A 16,637-nucleotide genomic window follows, 5' to 3' on the forward strand; every position below is an offset into this window, starting at 1 on the left:
CGCCGTCGGGCGTTCGGGCGTGGCGTTCGCCGTTCGGGCGTTCATCGTCCGGGCGTGCGTGTGAGTCGCGTGCGTGAGCCGTGTGCCCTACGGCCGCGGCGGCAGCTTCGGGCGCCGCAGGTCCGGTACGTCCGCGTAGCCGGGCGGCACCGCTGCCGGATCCTGCTCCAGCAGTTCGAGCGCCAGGTGCACGGCATCGTCCAGTTGTGCGTGCCGTCCCTCCGCCCAGTCGAGCGGGGTGCGCAGGATCGCGAGGTCCGGCTCCACACCGTGGTTCTCCACCGACCACCCGTACTCGGGGAACCAGGCGGCGTTCATCGGCACCGTGATCACGGTGCCGTCGCCGAGGGTGTGCCGACCGGTCATGCCGACCACGCCGCCCCAGGTGCGCTGGCCCACCACCGGGCCGAGCCCGAGGAGTTTGAAGGCCGCAGTGATCATGTCCCCGTCCGAGGAGGTCGCCTCGTCGGCCAGTGCCACGATCGGACCGCGGGGGGCGTTGGAGGCGTACGAGACGGGCTGGGCGTTGCGCGTGAGGTCCCAGCCGAGGATCGAGCGGGTCAGCTTCTCCACCACCAACTCGCTGATGTGACCGCCCGCGTTGCCGCGTACGTCCACGATCAGCGCGGGCCGGGACATCTCCATCCGCAGGTCGCGGTTGAACTGTGCCCAGCCGGAGCCGCCCATGTCGGGGATGTGCAGGTAGCCGCACTTGCCGCCGCTCACCTCGCGGACCACCGCGCGCCGCTTGGACACCCAGTAGTGGTAGCGCAGTGGTCGCTCGTCGATCAGCGGCACCACCGCCACCCGCCTGGGCTGGCCCTCGCCTTCGGCGGGCTTGAAGGTCAGCTCGACCGTGGTGCCCCCGGCCGCCGAGAGCAGCGGATAGGGCCCGGTCACCGGGTCCACCGGGCGTCCGTCGACGTGGGTGAGCACGGCCCCTTCCCGGATGCCGGTGCCGGCGAGCGGGGAGCGGGCCTTGGAGTCGGAGGACTCGCCCGGCAGGATCCGAGCGAGTACCCAACCACCGTCCCGGAACACGAGGTTGGCACCGAGCAGCCCGATGGGCCGCTGGTAGTGCGGCGGGCCTTCGTTGCGGCGCGCGGGGGAGACGTACGCGTGCGAGGTGCCGAGCTCGCCGAGCACCTCGCGCAGCAGGTCCGCGAACTCGTCGGGCGAGGCGACCCGTTCGACCAGGGGGCGGTACTGGCGCAGCACCCCGTCCCAGTCGATGTTGCACATGTCCGGCTCCCAGAAGTACGCGCGGATGAGCCGCCCGGCCTCCTCGTAGGCCTGGCGCCATTCGGCGGCCGGGTCCACCTCGTGCAGGATGCGCCGCAGGTCGAGGTAGACGGTGGAGTCGCTGTCGCCGGACTCCGTCGCCGGGACCGCGCGCAGGTCGCCGTCGTCGTTGACGACGAGCCGGGTGCCGTCGCCGCTGACCGCGAACCAGTCGAGCCCGGAGGCCAGTTCGGTCTTGCGCGCCTTGGTGATCTCGAAGTGTTCCAGTGAGGGCTTGCCGCTGGTGTCGGTCGGATTGGCGAAGGTCTCGCCGAGCGCGCCCGAGATCGGCCAGCGCAGCCACACCAGTCCGCCGCCGCTCACGGGGGACAGGGCCGAGTACTTCGACGCGGTCACCGGGAACGGCGTGACCCGGCTCTCCAGCCCCTCCACCTCCACCGTGACCGTGCCGTCCCCTTCGGTGGGTTCGCCCTCGCCCGGGTCGAGTCCGCCCGCCGCCGGGCGTCCGTCGGGGGTGAACGCGAAGGGCGAGGGGGTCGCCGAGGACAGCGGCACGAGGTACGGGCGGCAGCCCAGCGGGAAGGACAGGTCGCCGGTGTGCACGTCGTACACGGGGTCGAAACCGCGCCAGGACAGGAAGGCCAGGTAGCGGCCGTCGCGGGTGAAGACCGGATTCTCGTCCTCGAAGCGGCCGTTGGTGACGTCCACGACGGCGCGCGGGCCGGGTCCGGAGATCCGGGCCATCTTGATCTGCCGCAGCGAGCGACCGATGCCCGGGTGCGACCAGGTCAGCCAGGCCCCGTCGGGCGAGAACGCGAGGTCGGCGACGGGCCCGTTGATGGACCGGATCAGCTCGGTGACCTCGCCTCCCCCGGACTCCTCGGTCGCGTCGATGAGCAGCAGTCGCCCGTCGTGGGAGGCGACGGCGAGGCGTTCCCCCTCCGGGTCGGACACGAGTTCCAGTACGCGGCCCAGTTCGCCGGAGGCCAGCCGGCGCGGCTCGCGGTCCCCGGAGGCGCGCGGGAGGTAGGCGACCTCGATCGCGTCCTCGCCCTCGGCGTCCGTCACGTACGCGACCTGTCCGCTGCTGCCGAGCATCTCGGGCAGCCGTACCCGCACGCCCGGGGTGTCGGCGATGGTCCGGGCGGGTCCGTCGCGGTGGGTCAGCCAGTAGAGGCTGCCGCGGATGACGACGGCGCTGGCCCGCCCGGTGGCGTCGACGGAGAGGGAGTCGACGTGGCTGGCGGCAGGCACCTGGTACGTACGGCGGCCCGCGCGCGGGCCGCCGAGGCGGACGTGGAGTTTGCGCGGGCCGGCGCCCTCGGCCAGCGAGTCCACGAGCCAGATGTCCCCGGCGCACTGGTACACGACCCGGGAGCCGTCGCTGGAGGCGTGCCGGGCGTAGAACTCCTCGTGGTCGGTGTGCCGGCGCAGGTCGGTGCCGTCGGGCAGGCAGGAGTACAGGTTGCCGATGCCCTCGTGGTCGGAGAGGAAGGCGATCCGGCCGTCCACGAACATCGGGGAGTCGAGGTGGCCCTCGATGTTCTCCAGGAGTCGTTTGCCGTGCAGCCAGAGCCGGCCGGTGGCGCCGCCGCGGTAGCGCTTCCAGGCGGCGGGTTCGTGCGGGGGCTTGCCCGTCAGCAGCAGGGTGCGGCGGTCGGGGCCCTCCCCGTCGGGGGCGTCGCCGTTGTGGACGGCGATGTCGGAGACCGGGCCCCAGGGGAGCCTGCCGCCCGGGGAGCCGTCGGTCGGCACGCTGTAGGCCCAGGCGAAGTACGAGAAGGGCTGCCCGTGCGAGGAGACGGCGAGGATGTCGCTGCGGCCGTCCTTGTCGGGCGGCGTCCAGCCGCAGACCCGTGTGTCGGTGGCCCCCCAGTAGCTGAGCTGACGGACCGGGCCGCCGTCCACCGGGACGAGGTGGATCTCGGGGTCGAGGCTGCGCCAGGTGGTGAAGGCGATCTGACGGCCGTCGGGGGAGAATCGGGGGTGGCTGACCCTGGTCCGGTCGACGGTGAGCCGCCAGGCCCTGCCGGGGGTCGAGCCGTCGGGGACCAGCGGGGCGACCCAGAGGTCGTCCTCGGTGGCGAAGCAGAGCAGGTCGTCGTGGAGGTGTGGGAAGCGGAGGTACGCGCCGTCGTGACTCACCCCACAATGCTTTCCGCGCCGAGGGGGCCTGGCAACTCGTACAGGTGATCCAGACCACTCCGTCAAACGAAACGGAACGGTTTCGTTTCGTTGGCGACAGGGGTATCGTCGTCGGTGTACGAAACGGTTTCGTTCGGATGGGAGGTGCCGGAGATGTCCGAGGAGGTCTCTTCGCGGCGCAGCCGGATCACCCCCGAGCGGGAAGCCGAACTCCACGGGGCAGTGCTCGACCTGCTCCGCGAGGTCGGCTACGAGGCGCTGACCATGGATGCGGTCGCCGCTCGTACCAAGTCCAGCAAGGCCACCCTCTACCGCCAGTGGGGGAGTAAGCCCGAGCTGGTCGCCAAGGCCCTGCGGTGCACCCAGCCGATGTCCCTGCGGGAGATCGACACGGGCAGCCTGCGCGGGGACTTCGGGCTCATGGTCCAGCACTCCGACGACGCGCAGATGGCGAAGGACACCGCACTGATGCGGGGCCTGACCCATGCGGTCCACGAGAGCCCGGAGCTCCACAAGGCGCTGCGCGAACTGCTGGTCGACCCGGAGATCACCGGTCTCCAGGTGATGCTGCAACGAGCCGTCGACCGGGGCGAGATCGCACCGGACTGTCCGGCACTTCCCTTCGTACCGCACATGCTCATCGGGGCGTTCATCGCGCTTCCGCTGATCGAGGACCGGTCCGTCGACCGCGCCTTCCTCGGTCATTTCATCGACGCCGTGGTCTTCCCCGCCCTCGGCGTCTGAGCGCACTCCGCACTGCTGCTCCTGACACGCCGCTCTCGTCGTCGGGCCGGCTCTCCACGCCCTGATCCATCCCGGATCCATCCCACGACCTGAACGGGAGAACCGCCTCCGTGGCTACCTTCCTCTACCGACTCGGCCGGGGCGCCTTCCGGCGCCGCGGTCTCGTCGCCCTCGTCTGGGTGGCGCTGCTGTTCGCCGCCGGCTTCGGCGCGGCTTCGGCGTCGGCGCCCACCTCCGGATCGTTCTCGATACCCGGCACGGAGGCCCAGAAGGCCTTCGACGTGCTGGACGAGAAGTTCCCGGGCATGGCCGCCGACGGCGCCACCGCCCGCATCGTCATCAAGGCGCCGGCCGGCGCCACGGTCAACGACCCGAAGAACAAGGCCGAGGTCGAGAAGATCGTCTCCGACCTGAAGGACGGCCCGGGCAAGGCCCAGGTCGCCTCGGTCACCGACCCCTACCAGGCCCAGGCCGTGAGCCGGGACGGCTCCACGGCGTACGTCAGCGTCAAGTACACCGTCAGCGGCATGGAGCTGAAGGACGAGACGCGCGACGCGCTCAAGGAATCCGGTACCGCGGCCAAGGCCTCCGGGCTCACCGTCGAGATCGGCGGCGACGCCCTGATGACCGCCCCCGAGACGGGCTCCGGTGAGGTCATCGGCATCCTGATCGCGGCGATCGTGCTGGTCATCACCTTCGGCTCGCTGATCGCGGCCGGGCTGCCGCTGCTGACCGCGCTGATCGGCGTGGGCATCGGCGTCTCCTCCATCACCGCGCTCGCCAACGTCCTCGACCTCGGCTCCACCACCTCCACCCTCGCGATGATGATCGGCCTCGCGGTCGGCATCGACTACGCCCTCTTCATCGTCTCCCGCTACCGCGTGGAGCTCGCCGAGGGCCGTGAGCGGGACGAGGCCGCCGGCCGGGCCGCCGGAACCGCCGGCTCCGCCGTCGTCTTCGCCGGTCTCACCGTGGTCATCGCCCTCGTGGGCCTGGCCGTCGTCAACATCCCGATGCTGACCAAGATGGGCTTCGCGGCCGCGGGCACCGTGGTCATCGCCGTCCTCGTCGCGCTCACGCTGGTCCCGGCCATCCTGGGCTTCGCGGGCAAGAAGGTCCTGCCGGCGGGTACGAAGAGCAAGCTGCTCGGCAAGGGCAAGCCGGCCGGCGCCCAGCCCAAGCCCAACGGCGGCACCCGCTGGGCCCGCTTCGTACTGCGCCGCCCGATCATGGTGCTGCTCGTCGGCGTGATCGGCCTCGGCGCCGTCGCGATCCCGGCGGGCAAGCTGGAGATGGGGCTGCCGGACGACGGCGCCCAGCCGGTCTCCACCACCCAGCGCAAGGCGTACGACCTGCTGTCGGAGGGCTTCGGCCCGGGCTTCAACGGTCCGCTGATGGTGGTGGTCGACGGCGACAAGAAGCTCGCCGACGAGACGGTCGACCGGATCAAGGGGCTGGAGGGCGTGGCCGCGGTCACCCCGCCGACCTCCAACAAGGCCGGCGACGCCGCAGTGATCACGGTCATTCCGAAGGACCGCCCGTCCTCGGTGGAGACCGAGAACCTGGTCCACACGATCCGCGACGGCAGCGGCGACGACGTCCTGGTCACCGGCGCGACGGCGATGAACATCGACTTCTCGCAGAAGATGAACGACGCGCTGCTGCCCTACCTGGCGCTCGTGGTCGGCCTCGCCTTCCTGCTGCTGATGCTGGTCTTCCGCTCGATCCTGGTCCCGCTCAAGGCGGCCCTGGGCTTCCTGCTCTCGGTCGTCGCCGCCCTCGGCGCGGTCGTCGCGGTCTTCCAGTGGGGCTGGCTCGGCTCGCTCTTCGGGGTGGAGCAGACCGGTCCGATCATGAGCATGATGCCGATCTTCATGGTGGGCGTGGTCTTCGGTCTGGCCATGGACTACGAGGTCTTCCTGGTCACCCGGATGCGTGAGGCGTACGTCCACGGCGAGCGTCCGGGCCAGGCGATCGTGACCGGATTCCAGTACAGCGCACGGGTGGTCGTGGCGGCCGCAGTCATCATGATCGCGGTGTTCTCGGGCTTCATCGGCGCCAGCGAGCAGATGGTCAAGATGATCGGCTTCGGCCTGGCCGTCGCCGTCTTCTTCGACGCCTTCATCGTCCGCATGGCCATCGTCCCGGCGGTGCTCGCCCTGCTCGGCCACAAGGCCTGGTGGCTGCCGGGCTGGCTGGACCGGCTGCTGCCCAACGTGGACGTGGAGGGCGAGAGCCTGCGCAAGCACCTCGAAGGCGCCGGCGAATCCCCGCAGGGACCGGACAAGGACCGCGAGCTGGTCAAGGTCTGACCTGCGTCCGACCTGCGTCCGACCCGCCCGATTCACCCGCCCGCGCCGCTCTTCGTAACCGGGGCGCGCGGGCGGAGCCCCGGCCCCGCACTGATCGTCAGTGCGGGGCCGGGCCCGTTACGCCGTTCGGGTGACGCGGGCGTACGTACGGCGCAGGAAGCGGCGCAGCGTGGCGATGTCGAACTGGATCACGGCGACGCCCTCGGGGGAGTGGAACTCGACGACCGCCTGGACGCGACCGCAGGGCCAGATGCGTACGTCGCCGGTGCCGGACGGGGCCTGGAGCCCCGCTTCGAGGAGCGCCCGGGGGAAGACCCATTCGTTGTCGGTGCCCTGGGGGGAGAGGCCCGCGGGGAACACGATCCGTACGGCGAGCGGCTCCGCGGCGGTGAAGCGCAGGGCCACCGGGATCTTCCGGTAGAGCGGGTCGTCGCTGATCACGCGGGCAGTGACGCGCTCCTCGACGGCAGCGGCGGTGACGGCGACAGCAGTCGCGGTGGCGGAGGAGCTCGCGGGCGGATTCTCGGCGGTCGCTGGCATCGACAAGACTCCTCATATCGTGACATACGAGTCTGTATTGCCCCCAGCCTCGCACATTCCCGTGAATCCGCCCCGTGAAGCCGCGCGGGCGTTTTTGTTTCGCTGACGCTCTTGCCAATGGTTTGCAATTGGGCATTACTCTTGAACGGTTAAAGATTTTCTCCGTTCAAGACCGCAGGAAGCGGAGCAGCAGCATGCATGTGCCCGACGGCTTCATCGACGCCCCCGTCTCGCTCGCCGCAGGTGTCGCCGCCGCGGGCGCGGTGGCCGTCAGCCTCCGCGGCGCCCGGCGCGAGCTCGACGAGCGGGCGGCGCCGCTCGCCGGCCTCGTCGCCGCCTTCATCTTCGCCGTTCAGATGCTGAACTTCCCGGTCGCCGCCGGCACCAGCGGACACCTGCTGGGCGGGGCGCTCGCCGCGATACTCGTCGGGCCCTACACGGGTGTGCTGTGCGTGTCCGTGGTGCTGCTCATGCAGGGGGTCCTGTTCGCCGACGGCGGGCTGACCGCCCTCGGCGTCAACATCACGAACATGGCCGTCGTGACGGTGGTCGTCGCCTACGCCGTCTTCCGCGGGCTGCTCAAGGTCCTGCCGGACACCCGGCGCTCGGTCACCGTCGCCGCCTTCGCCGGGGCGCTGCTCTCGGTGCCCGGCGCAGCCGCCGCGTTCACCCTCCTCTACGCCCTCGGCGGCACCGCCGACGTCCCGCTCGGCAAGGTGTTCACCGCGATGGTCGGCGTGCACGTGCTCATCGGAATCGGCGAAGCCGCCATCACCGCCGCGACCGTGGGCGCCGTCCTGGCCGTCCGGCCGGACCTGGTGCACGGGGCGCGCGGGCTGGCCGTACCGCTCAAGCTGCGCGTCGGCGACCGGCTGATCGACGCGCCGGCCGCCGCCGCCCCCGTGCCCGCCGCCGCCCGCTCCACCAAGAAGGTGTGGGCCACCGGCCTGGTCACCGCCCTCGTCCTGGCCGGCTTCGTCTCCTTCTACGCCTCCGCCAGCCCCGACGGCCTGGAGAAGGTCGCCGCGGACCAGGGCATCGACCAGAACGTGCAGGAGCACGCCGCCGCAGACTCCCCCCTCGCCGACTACAGCCTCCAGGACGTCGACGACGCACGGCTCTCCGGCGGCCTCGCGGGTGTCATCGGCGTCGGCGCGACCGTCGTCGTCGGCACCGGCATCTTCTGGACCGTGCGCCGCCGCCGGGCCCGGGACCTGACGGCCACCTCGACCGCGACGACGGCGCTCTGAGATGGGCGCCGGCCACGCCCACACCCTCTACCGGCGCGGGCATTCGCCGATCCACGCGCTGCCGCCGCACTGCAAGCTGGCCGCGGTCCTCGCCTTCGTCGTGGTCGTCGTGTCCACCCCGCGCGAGGCGGTCTGGGCCTTCGGGCTGTACGCGGTCCTCATCGCGGCCGTCGCCGCCGTGGCGCGGATCCCCGCCGGCTTCCTGCTGCGGCGACTGCTGATCGAGGTCCCGTTCGTGGCCTTCGCCGTGCTCATGCCGTTCGTGGCAGAGGGCGAGCGGATCGAGGTGCTCGGGACCTCGCTCAGCGTCTCGGGCCTGTGGGGCGCCTGGAACGTGCTCGCCAAGGGCACGCTGGGGGTCGCCGCCTCCGTCCTGCTCGCCTCGACCACCGAACTGCGGGCGCTGCTGCTCGGGCTCCAGCGGCTGAAGCTGCCGTCGCTGCTGGTGCAGATCGCCTCCTTCATGATCCGGTACGGCGACGTGATCACCGACGAGCTGCGCCGGATGTCGATCGCCCGGCGCTCGCGCGGGTTCGAAGCCAGCGGCATCCGGCACTGGGGAGTGCTGGCCAAGACCGCCGGCGCGCTGTTCATCCGTTCCTACGAGCGCGGCGAGCGGGTCCACCTCGCGATGGTCAGCCGCGGCTACGCCGGCGCGATGCCGGTGATCGACGACGTGGCGGCAACGCCCGCGCAGTGGGCGCGCGCCTCTGCGCTCCCGTTGACCGCACTGGCCGTCCTGCTGTCGGCGGTCTGTCTGACGGGATGACTCCTGCGCCCGGGGCGGCTGCCCCCCCGACCCCGAGCTGCCCCCCGGCCCCGAGCTGCCCCCGGCCTCCGGCCCCCGAGGAGACTCGTGACGGCCGAGCCCCGACCGCTGCCCCACCAGGTGACCGAACGCAGCGGCGAAGTCCCCGAAGGGAGATGGAAATGGACCAGATGACGGCACCGGCCTCGCTGGAGGTGACCGGCCTCGCCTACGCGTATCCGGACGGGCACCAGGCCCTCTTCGGCGTGGACCTGACCGTAGGACGCGGCGAGCGAGTGGCCCTGCTCGGCCCGAACGGCGCCGGCAAGACCACGCTGGTGCTGCACCTCAACGGCATCCTCGGCGGCGGGGTGGGCAGCGTGACGGTGGCCGGGCTGCCGGTGGAGAAGCGCAACTTCGCCGAGATCCGGCGCCGGGTCGGCATCGTCTTCCAGGACCCGGACGACCAGCTGTTCATGCCGACCGTGCGGGAGGACGTGGCCTTCGGCCCGGCCGCGGCCGGGATGCGGGGGGCGGAACTGGAGGAGCGGGTCACGGCCGCGCTGGAGCAGGTGGGGATGGCGGCCTTCGCCGACCGGCCGCCGCACCACCTGTCGTTCGGGCAGCGCCGCAGGGTCGCGGTGGCGACCGTACTGGCGATGCAGCCGGAGATCCTGGTCCTCGACGAGCCCTCGTCCAACCTGGACCCCGCCTCGCGGCGCGAGCTCGCGGACATCCTGCGCTCGCTGGACGTGACGGTGCTGATGGTGACCCACGACCTGCCCTACGCGCTGGAACTGTGCCCGCGGTCGGTGATCCTCAGCGAGGGGGTCATCGCGGGCGACGGCCGCACGCAGGACCTGCTGTGCGACGAACAGCTGATGCGGGCGCACCGGCTGGAGCTCCCCTTCGGCTTCGACCCCCGTTCGGTATCGGTGGCATAAGCAGGAGCCCGTGGTGGTTGGATCGAGCGTGAACATCCAGGGTGAGGTGGCGGAGGGCTTCGAGGCCGTCCGCGACGCTTTTGTGCGCAATGTCGAGGTGCTCGGGGACCGGGGCGCGGCGGTGGCCGTGTACCGGGACGGCCGCAAGGTCGTGGACCTGTGGGCCGGGCCGAAGGACGTGGACGGGGGCGCCGGCGGCGCGCCCTGGACGGCGGACACCGCACAGGTGGTGCGTTCGGCCACCAAGGGCGTGGCCGCCGTCGTACCGCTGCTGCTGCACCAGAGGGGGCTGCTGGACCTGGACGCCCCGGTCGGCGCGTACTGGCCGGAGTTCAAGGCGGGCGGCAAGGAACGCACCCGGGTCCTGGACCTGCTTGCACACCGCGCGGGGGTGCCGGCGCTGGACGTGCCGCTGACCCCGGCCGAGGCCGTGGACGGGCTGTCCGGGGCGCGCGCGGTCGCCGAGCAGCGGCCCTTCTGGGAGCCGGGCTCCGCGCACGGCTACCACGCGCAGACCTACAGCTGGCTGCTGTCGGAGCTGGTGCTGCGGGTGACGGGGGCCTCCCTCGGGAAGTGGCTCGCACAGGAGGTCACCGGCCCGCGGGGGCTGGAGTTCTGGATCGGACTGCCCGAGGCGGAGGCCGGCCGGGTGGGCCGGGTGGGCCCGGTGGACCCGCCGCAGACGGCGGGGGTCTTGAGGACGCGCCCCCGCAGGAACGTTTCGGAGGCCTATGCCGACCCCTCCTCGCTGACCCGGCGGGCCTTCGCGGCCATCACGCCGCTGCCCGACGAGAACGCCCCCGAGTACCGGGCGGCCGAACTTCCGGCATCGGCGGGCATCGGCACCGCACGCGGCCTCGCCGGCCTGTACGCGGCGCTGCTGGGCGACACCGAGGACGGCACCCGACTGTTCACCCCCGCGACGACCCGGCTGGCGGGTACGGAGCTCTCCTCCGGCCCGGACCGGGTCCTGGTGGTCAACACCCGCTTCGGCCCCGGCTACATGCTGCACAGCCCGGCCTCGCCGCTGCTGTCCCCGGCCTCGTTCGGCCATCCGGGCCGCGGCGGCTCCCTCGCGTTCGCGGACCCGGAGGCCGGCATCGGCTTCGGCTACGTGACGAACGCCCTGGCCCAGTCGGTCACGGCCGACCCCCGGGCCCAGGCCCTGGTCCGGGCCGTCCACGCCTCGCTCTGACCCGAACGGCGGTCGTCAGGTCGGTCAGGACTCGCGGACGTCGGCAGCGTGGCGCCCGCGTGGGCGATCAGCTCCTGCGGGGCCATCGGGAACACCGCGTGCGGGGTTCCGGCCACCACCAACTCGGTCAGGGCCGCAGCGAAACGGGGGTGGGTGCCGGTCGTCATGCGGGCACGCCGGCGCGGCGGCCCCGCCCCCCGCGACGTCCCTTCCCCGCGCCCGCCCCGCCCGGCCCGGCCCGGCGTCGTGCCCCGGCCCCGCAGCCCGGCCGGTGCCCCGGGCCTGTGGCCCGGTCAGGAGTTGAGGACCGCCGCTACGATCGGGCCCGCCGCGTCGCCGCCGTGGCCGCCCGCCTCGACCATCGCCGCCGCAGCGACGTCACCGCTGTAGCCGGTGAACCAACTGTCCGGGCTACCCGCTCCATCGACCTCTGCCGAGCCGGTCTTCGCGCCCTTGTCGGAGCCGTCGACCGAGCCCATCACCTGCGCGGCCGTGCCGTTCGTCGCCGTCAGCTTCATCATCCGGACCAGTTGCTGCGCGACCGACGGCTTCATCCGACGCTCCGCCTGTGCCACGGAGCGCCCGTCGAGGTCCTGAGCCACCAGCAGCGGCTGGTGGAAAACCCCCGTGCGCGCGGTGGCCGTGATGGACGCGATGTTCAGCGGGTTCATGGTGATCTGGCCCTGACCGATGTACTCGGCCGCCGCCGCGGCACCCGTCGCGGCGGGCACCTTGCCGTCGGCCGACCGGACGCCCGTCTTCCAGTCCAGCCCGATGCCGAAGACCTCCCGGGCCTCCTTCGACAGCGCCCCGTCGTCGTGCACGTCATCGATCTGCTTGATGAAGGCGGTGTTGCAGGACCTGGCGAAGCTCGTCGCGAAGGTCGCACCGGGCAGTTCGAAGTTGTTCAGGTTGTGGAAGGAGCGGCCTCCCCAGGACGCTTCCTTGGTGCACTCCGCCGGCTGGTCGGCCGCCGCCTTGCCCCGGTCGATCAGCATCGCCGCCGTCACGATCTTCATCGTCGAGCCGGGCGCGCGCGCCCCCTCCATCGCCGCGTTGAAGCCGTCCTTGCGGTGGTTGGCGATGGCCAGGACGTGTCCGTTGCTCGGCTGTATCGCGACTACCGAGGACTCCGGGTACGCGGCGACCGCCTTTTCGGCCGCCGCCTGCGCCTTGGCGTCCAGGTACGTCTTCAGTTCGCTGGGCTCGCCCTCCGCCAGGGTCAGCAGCGTCCGCTTGGGCGCGTCCTGGGCGGCCGGCTCGATCCACAGTTCGGCCCCCGTCTTGCCGCCCGTCTTGCCGCCGTACGTCTGCCGCAGCTGGTCGAGGACCGGCCGCAGCGACGGGTACTTCTCGGGGCTGAGCTCCTCGCCGTTGCGGTCCACGGCTTTGACCGGCGGGGCCGCGGGCGCGCCCGCGCGCAGCTGCTCGCCCTTCTGCAGTTGCGGGTGGATCACCGAGGGCTGCCAGTCGATGAGCGGCTTCCCGCTGGTCAGCCCGCGTACGACGGTCAGCTTGGACTCGTACGCGAGGGGCTTGCCCACGCCCTCGTACGTGACCTCCGCGGCGACGCTGAACGGGACGGTCGGGCCCGTCTGCGTCCCCGGTGTGATCACGGCCTTGGTCACGTGGGCCTTGGCCCGGTAGTCGGCCACCGCGGTCTGCGCAGCCTGCACGTTGTTCGTCAGGTCGCCGGCCGCGCGCGCGTCCCCGGCGGCCCAGGCGGCGAGGAAGGCCTTGGCGGTCTGCGCGGCCTCCTTGTCGGTCACGGGCCTGCTGGCCTTCTCGGCCCGCAACACGGTGCCGCCGCTGCCCTTGCCGTCGCCGCCGCTGTCCGCGACCACCGCATACACCCCGTACCCGGCTCCGCCGAGCATCGCGAGAAACACCCCGCCGACGATGGCACCCTTCGCCGCCCCGTTCACGCCTGTCCCCTCCCCAGGAGCCCCAGTTCTCTGAACATGTTCAAAGAACCCTTGGCGCAGACCTTACGCTGTGCGAACGAGGGGCGTACAGCTCGTTACCGGACCGGAACATCCAGCCACCGGAGTTCCGGCCCGTCCCGTACCGGCCCAAAGCGGACCACAGCCGGCCCGCTAGACCCAGGTGTCCAGCCACATGCGACCACGCCACGAGTCCATCGGGAGGGTCTGGCCGGTGTAGATCGGCCAGAAATAGATGAAGTTCCAGATGATGAGGAGGACCAGCACGCCCGCCGCGATCGCGCCCAGCGCGCGCCTGCGTTCCGTAGAGCCCGAGGGGCCCAGCAGGGCGCCGATCATCATCGCCACCGCAAGGCACAGGTACGGGACGAAGACGACCGCGTAGAAGAAGAAGATGGTCCGCTCCTGGTAGTTGAACCAGGGCAGCAGGCCCGCACCCAGGGCGCACGCGATCGCGCCCGCCCGCCAGTCGCGACGGAAGAACCACCGCCACAGCACGTACAGCAGCGCGAAGCAGCCCGCCCACCACAGCAGCGGGGTGCCCAGCGCCAGCACCTCGCGGGCGCACTTGCCCGCCTCGGTCGCCGGGCAGCCGTCCGTACCGGGGTCGGGGGACTCGTAGAAGTAGGAGACGGGGCGGCCCAGGACCAGCCAGCTCCACGGATTGGACTCGTAGGTGTGGCCCGAGGTCAGCCCGACGTGGAACTTGTACACCTCGGTCTCGTAATGCCACAGGCTGCGCAGCCACTCCGGCAGGAACGACAGCGAACTGCCCTGGTCGTTCTTGGCGGCCCAGTCGCGGAAGTAGCCGCCCTTGCCGTTGTCCGGGCTCAGGATCCAGCCCGTCCACGAGGCCAGGTAGACCGCCACCGCGACCGGCACCGTGGACAGGAAGCCCGGCAGTGCGTCGCGGCGCAGCATCGCCACGTACGGTGCGCCCGCGCCCGCGGTGCGCCGCGCGGCCGCGTCCCACAGGACGGTGAGCACGCCGAAGAAGGCCAGCACGATCAGGCCGTTCCACTTGGTGCCGAAGGCCAGGCCCAGGCACACGCCCGCCAGCACCCGGTACGGGCGCCAGCCCAGCCGCAGCGTCTCGGCGACCGTGACGTCCGGTCGGGTCCGCCCCTCCCCGTCCACCGGGAGCGCCGCAGCGAGCCTGGCCCGGGCCTTGTCCCGGTCGACGAGCAGCGCCCCGAACGCGGCCAGCACGAAGAACATCAGCACCAGGTCGAGCAGCGCGGTCCGGCTCATCACCAGGTGCAGGCCGTCCACCGCGAGCAGCGCGCCCGCCAGGCAGCCCAGGAAGGTGGAGCGGAAGAGGCGTCGCCCGATCCGGCACAGCAGCAACACCGACAGGGTGCCGAGCACGGCGGTCATGAACCGCCAGCCGAACGGGGTGAAGCCGAACATCCACTCGCCGAGACCGATCACCCACTTGCCGACCGGCGGGTGCACGACGTAGCCCGGGTCCAGCGGGAGCGCGATCCCGTTGGGGTTGGCGAGGATCGACTTGTCGATGTCCTTGGGCCAGCTCGCCTCGTAGCCCTGCCGGATCGTGGCCCAGGCGTCCTTGGCGTAGTACGTCTCGTCGAATATCACCGCCTTCGGGCTGCCCAGGTGCACGAAGCGCAGCACCCCGGCCACCAGCGCCACCAGCAACGGCCCGGCCCACGCCATGACGCGCTGCCAGGCGCCCGCCGCCGAGAGCGGGATTCCGAGCGCCGTCCACAACTGCTCGGACGGCTGGGCGTAGGGGGGCGTCAGGCGGGTGCGGACGTCCTGGTGGCGCAGGGCGCCGGCCGCCGGCGCGTAGCCGAAGCCGCGCAGGCGGCGCAGCCAGGTGGACGGCTGTTCTTCGCGCCCCGCCACGGGGGCGGGCGGGGCCCCCGCGGGGCTGGGCGGCGGCGTCGCGGTACTGGTCACCGGGTCATCGTAGGGAACGCACCTGTGCGAACCCCAGCGCCGGGGACCGCTCGGAACATGCCGGGTGGCACGGCTGAGAGGATGGACGGGTGACGACTGACCAGCCCACCGGCTCCGAAACCTCCTCTTCCGCAGGCGTGCTCGTGCTCGCCGGCACCCCCATCGGCGATCTCGCGGACGCCCCGCCCCGGCTCGCGACCGAGCTGGAGCGGGCCGACGTGGTCGCCGCCGAGGACACCCGCCGCCTGCGCCGGCTGACCCAGGGGCTCGGCGTCCACACCACCGGGCGCGTCGTCTCGTACTTCGAGGGCAACGAGTCCGCACGCACCCCGGAGCTCGTCGAGGCGTTGGAGGAGGGCAAGCGGGTGCTGCTCGTGACCGACGCCGGCATGCCGTCCGTCTCCGACCCCGGCTACCGGCTCGTCGCCGCCGCCGTCGAGAAGGACATCAAGGTCACCGCCGTACCCGGCCCGTCCGCGGTGCTCACCGCGCTCGCCCTGTCCGGGCTGCCGGTGGACCGGTTCTGCTTCGAGGGGTTCCTGCCGCGCAAGGCGGGCGAGCGCCTCGGCCGCCTCCGCGAGGTCGAGGGCGAGCGCCGCACCCTGGTCTACTTCGAGGCCCCGCACCGGCTCGACGACGCCCTCGCCGCGATGGCCGAGGTCTTCGGCGCCGACCGGCGCGCCGCCGTGTGCCGTGAGCTGACCAAGACGTACGAGGAGGTCAAGCGCGGCGGGCTCGGCGAGCTGGCCGCCTGGGCCGCCGAGGGCGTGCGCGGGGAGATCACCGTCGTCGTGGAGGGCGCCCCGGCCGCCGGCCCCGGCGATGTGGACGCCGAGGAGCTGGTGCGCAGGGTGCGGGTGCGCGAGGAGGCCGGCGAGCGGCGAAAAGAAGCCATCGCGGCGGTCGCGGCCGAGGCCGGAGTACCCAAGCGCGAGGTGTTCGACGCGGTGGTCGCGGCAAAGAATGTGGCTCAAAAGGCGCCCTAGTACGGTAAAGAGCTAACCTGAAAAGCAAAGCTCAGACCGCGCACCGGGCGCTTTGGGCATGAGTCGCCCAAAGACCGTCCAACAGTAGACAGGGCCTGATGCGCTCCCGCCCGAAGAGGCGTCCACTGGCAATGGCACCAGTGGAACAAGAGGAGCTGGCATGAGTGAGATCGCAGACACCTCGGTACCCGCACCCGCACCCGCAGGAGCTGCTTCGAGGTCCGTACCTCCCGTGCAGACCGTGCACGAGGCGTACTCGTTCGCGTGCATGAGGTGCGGATACGCGTGGGAGCAGGGTTACGAGATCGAGCATCACGTCGACGGCCAGGGCCAGCCCTTCATCATCTACACCGTCAAGGGCGAGCGGGTCCCCTCCCCGCTGTCGAACCCGACCTGCCACAACTGCGGCGGGCACGTGGTGCGGATCATGCGGGAGGGTCAGGTCTCGTCGGTGCTCGGCACGATCGACAAGCTCTACCACCACCGCATCTCCCCCGGGATAGCAGGCCCGGTGCCCGCCGGCGCGGACGTCCCGCGGGCTCCCAAGCAGCGCAAGACCCCGACGCACGACGCCCCCGGACCCGTACCGGTGACCGAGGACGACGAGCGCGGGGGCGGACTCTCCCGACTGCTGAGGATCTTCCGCCGGTCATAAGATCGGCCGC

At 71.8% G+C, this 16,637-nt stretch carries 12 protein-coding genes; 8 read left to right on the plus strand and 4 right to left on the minus strand.

The annotated features are described in order from the left end of the window. Window positions 1-87 precede the first annotated feature (87 nt). Entirely contained in the window at window positions 88-3,387 is a 3,300-nt protein-coding gene (locus ABZZ20_RS26285) for a S41 family peptidase (RefSeq protein ID WP_356873607.1), read from the minus strand. Between the two features lie 153 nt (window positions 3,388-3,540). Between ABZZ20_RS26285 and ABZZ20_RS26290 the strand changes: the two genes are divergently transcribed. Both ABZZ20_RS26290 and ABZZ20_RS26295 read left to right on the plus strand, forming a co-directional pair. Then, a complete protein-coding gene (locus ABZZ20_RS26290) occupies window positions 3,541-4,131 on the plus strand; it encodes a TetR/AcrR family transcriptional regulator (RefSeq protein WP_356873609.1) in 591 nt (196 codons plus the stop codon). A 110-nt stretch (window positions 4,132-4,241) separates the two neighbouring features. After that, window positions 4,242-6,443 (plus strand): MMPL family transporter, encoded by a 2,202-nt coding sequence (locus ABZZ20_RS26295; protein ID WP_356873611.1) that lies wholly within the window; start codon window positions 4,242-4,244, stop codon window positions 6,441-6,443. 117 nt (window positions 6,444-6,560) lie between these two features. On the opposite strand, the gene ABZZ20_RS26300 is transcribed toward ABZZ20_RS26295, so the two are convergent. Next, the gene (locus ABZZ20_RS26300) at window positions 6,561-6,983 is read right to left on the minus strand and encodes an SsgA family sporulation/cell division regulator (RefSeq protein ID WP_356873613.1); all 423 of its coding nucleotides are present in this window, start codon (window positions 6,981-6,983) and stop codon (window positions 6,561-6,563) included. 194 nt (window positions 6,984-7,177) lie between these two features. Here ABZZ20_RS26300 and ABZZ20_RS26305 point away from each other — a divergent pair, with 194 nt between their 5' ends. From ABZZ20_RS26305 to ABZZ20_RS26320, 4 genes are all read left to right on the plus strand, one after another. Further along, a complete protein-coding gene (locus ABZZ20_RS26305) occupies window positions 7,178-8,233 on the plus strand; it encodes an energy-coupling factor ABC transporter permease (RefSeq protein WP_356873615.1) in 1,056 nt (351 codons plus the stop codon). 1 nt (window position 8,234) lies between these two features. Further along, window positions 8,235-9,002, plus strand: coding sequence for a cobalt ECF transporter T component CbiQ (gene cbiQ / locus ABZZ20_RS26310; RefSeq protein ID WP_356873617.1), 768 nt, complete (start codon window positions 8,235-8,237; stop codon window positions 9,000-9,002). A 161-nt stretch (window positions 9,003-9,163) separates the two neighbouring features. Next, window positions 9,164-9,925 (plus strand): ABC transporter ATP-binding protein, encoded by a 762-nt coding sequence (locus ABZZ20_RS26315; RefSeq protein ID WP_356873619.1) that lies wholly within the window; start codon window positions 9,164-9,166, stop codon window positions 9,923-9,925. A gap of 28 nt (window positions 9,926-9,953) precedes the next feature. After that, a complete protein-coding gene (locus ABZZ20_RS26320; protein WP_356873697.1) occupies window positions 9,954-11,120 on the plus strand; it encodes a serine hydrolase domain-containing protein in 1,167 nt (388 codons plus the stop codon). A gap of 293 nt (window positions 11,121-11,413) precedes the next feature. Here the strand turns inward: ABZZ20_RS26320 and ABZZ20_RS26325 are convergent, their stop codons facing one another. Beyond that, window positions 11,414-13,045, minus strand: a complete 1,632-nt coding sequence (locus tag ABZZ20_RS26325; RefSeq protein WP_356873621.1) for a penicillin-binding transpeptidase domain-containing protein — start codon at window positions 13,043-13,045, stop codon at window positions 11,414-11,416. A 171-nt stretch (window positions 13,046-13,216) separates the two neighbouring features. After that, window positions 13,217-14,932 carry a phospholipid carrier-dependent glycosyltransferase gene (locus ABZZ20_RS26330; protein ID WP_356873699.1) on the minus strand — a complete coding sequence of 572 codons (1,716 nt, stop codon included), beginning with the start codon at window positions 14,930-14,932 and terminating at the stop codon, window positions 13,217-13,219. Window positions 14,933-15,075: 143 nt separating this feature from the next. Here ABZZ20_RS26330 and rsmI point away from each other — a divergent pair, with 143 nt between their 5' ends. Beyond that, entirely contained in the window at window positions 15,076-15,972 is an 897-nt protein-coding gene (rsmI, locus tag ABZZ20_RS26335; protein ID WP_356873623.1) for a 16S rRNA (cytidine(1402)-2'-O)-methyltransferase, read from the plus strand. A 268-nt stretch (window positions 15,973-16,240) separates the two neighbouring features. After that, on the plus strand, window positions 16,241-16,627 hold the full coding sequence (locus ABZZ20_RS26340; RefSeq protein ID WP_356873701.1) for a hypothetical protein: 387 nt from the start codon (window positions 16,241-16,243) through the stop codon (window positions 16,625-16,627). Window positions 16,628-16,637 lie beyond the last annotated feature (10 nt).

Origin of the sequence: Streptomyces sp. NPDC006430, from assembly GCF_040612395.1 — a bacterium.
GTDB lineage: Bacteria > Actinomycetota > Actinomycetes > Streptomycetales > Streptomycetaceae > Streptomyces.

What these genes read in the sequence shown, in the direction of transcription:
- ABZZ20_RS26340 (WP_356873701.1), top strand. Translation starts at nt 16,241, where the DNA reads ATGAGGTGCGGATACGCGTGGGAGCAGGGTTACGAGATCGAGCATCAC.
- ABZZ20_RS26315 (WP_356873619.1), top strand. Translation starts at nt 9,164, where the DNA reads ATGGACCAGATGACGGCACCGGCCTCGCTGGAGGTGACCGGCCTCGCC.
- ABZZ20_RS26305 (WP_356873615.1), top strand. Translation starts at nt 7,178, where the DNA reads ATGCATGTGCCCGACGGCTTCATCGACGCCCCCGTCTCGCTCGCCGCA.
- ABZZ20_RS26290 (WP_356873609.1), top strand. Translation starts at nt 3,541, where the DNA reads ATGTCCGAGGAGGTCTCTTCGCGGCGCAGCCGGATCACCCCCGAGCGG.
- cbiQ (WP_356873617.1), top strand. Translation starts at nt 8,235, where the DNA reads ATGGGCGCCGGCCACGCCCACACCCTCTACCGGCGCGGGCATTCGCCG.
- ABZZ20_RS26300 (WP_356873613.1), bottom strand. Translation starts at nt 6,983, where the DNA reads ATGCCAGCGACCGCCGAGAATCCGCCCGCGAGCTCCTCCGCCACCGCG.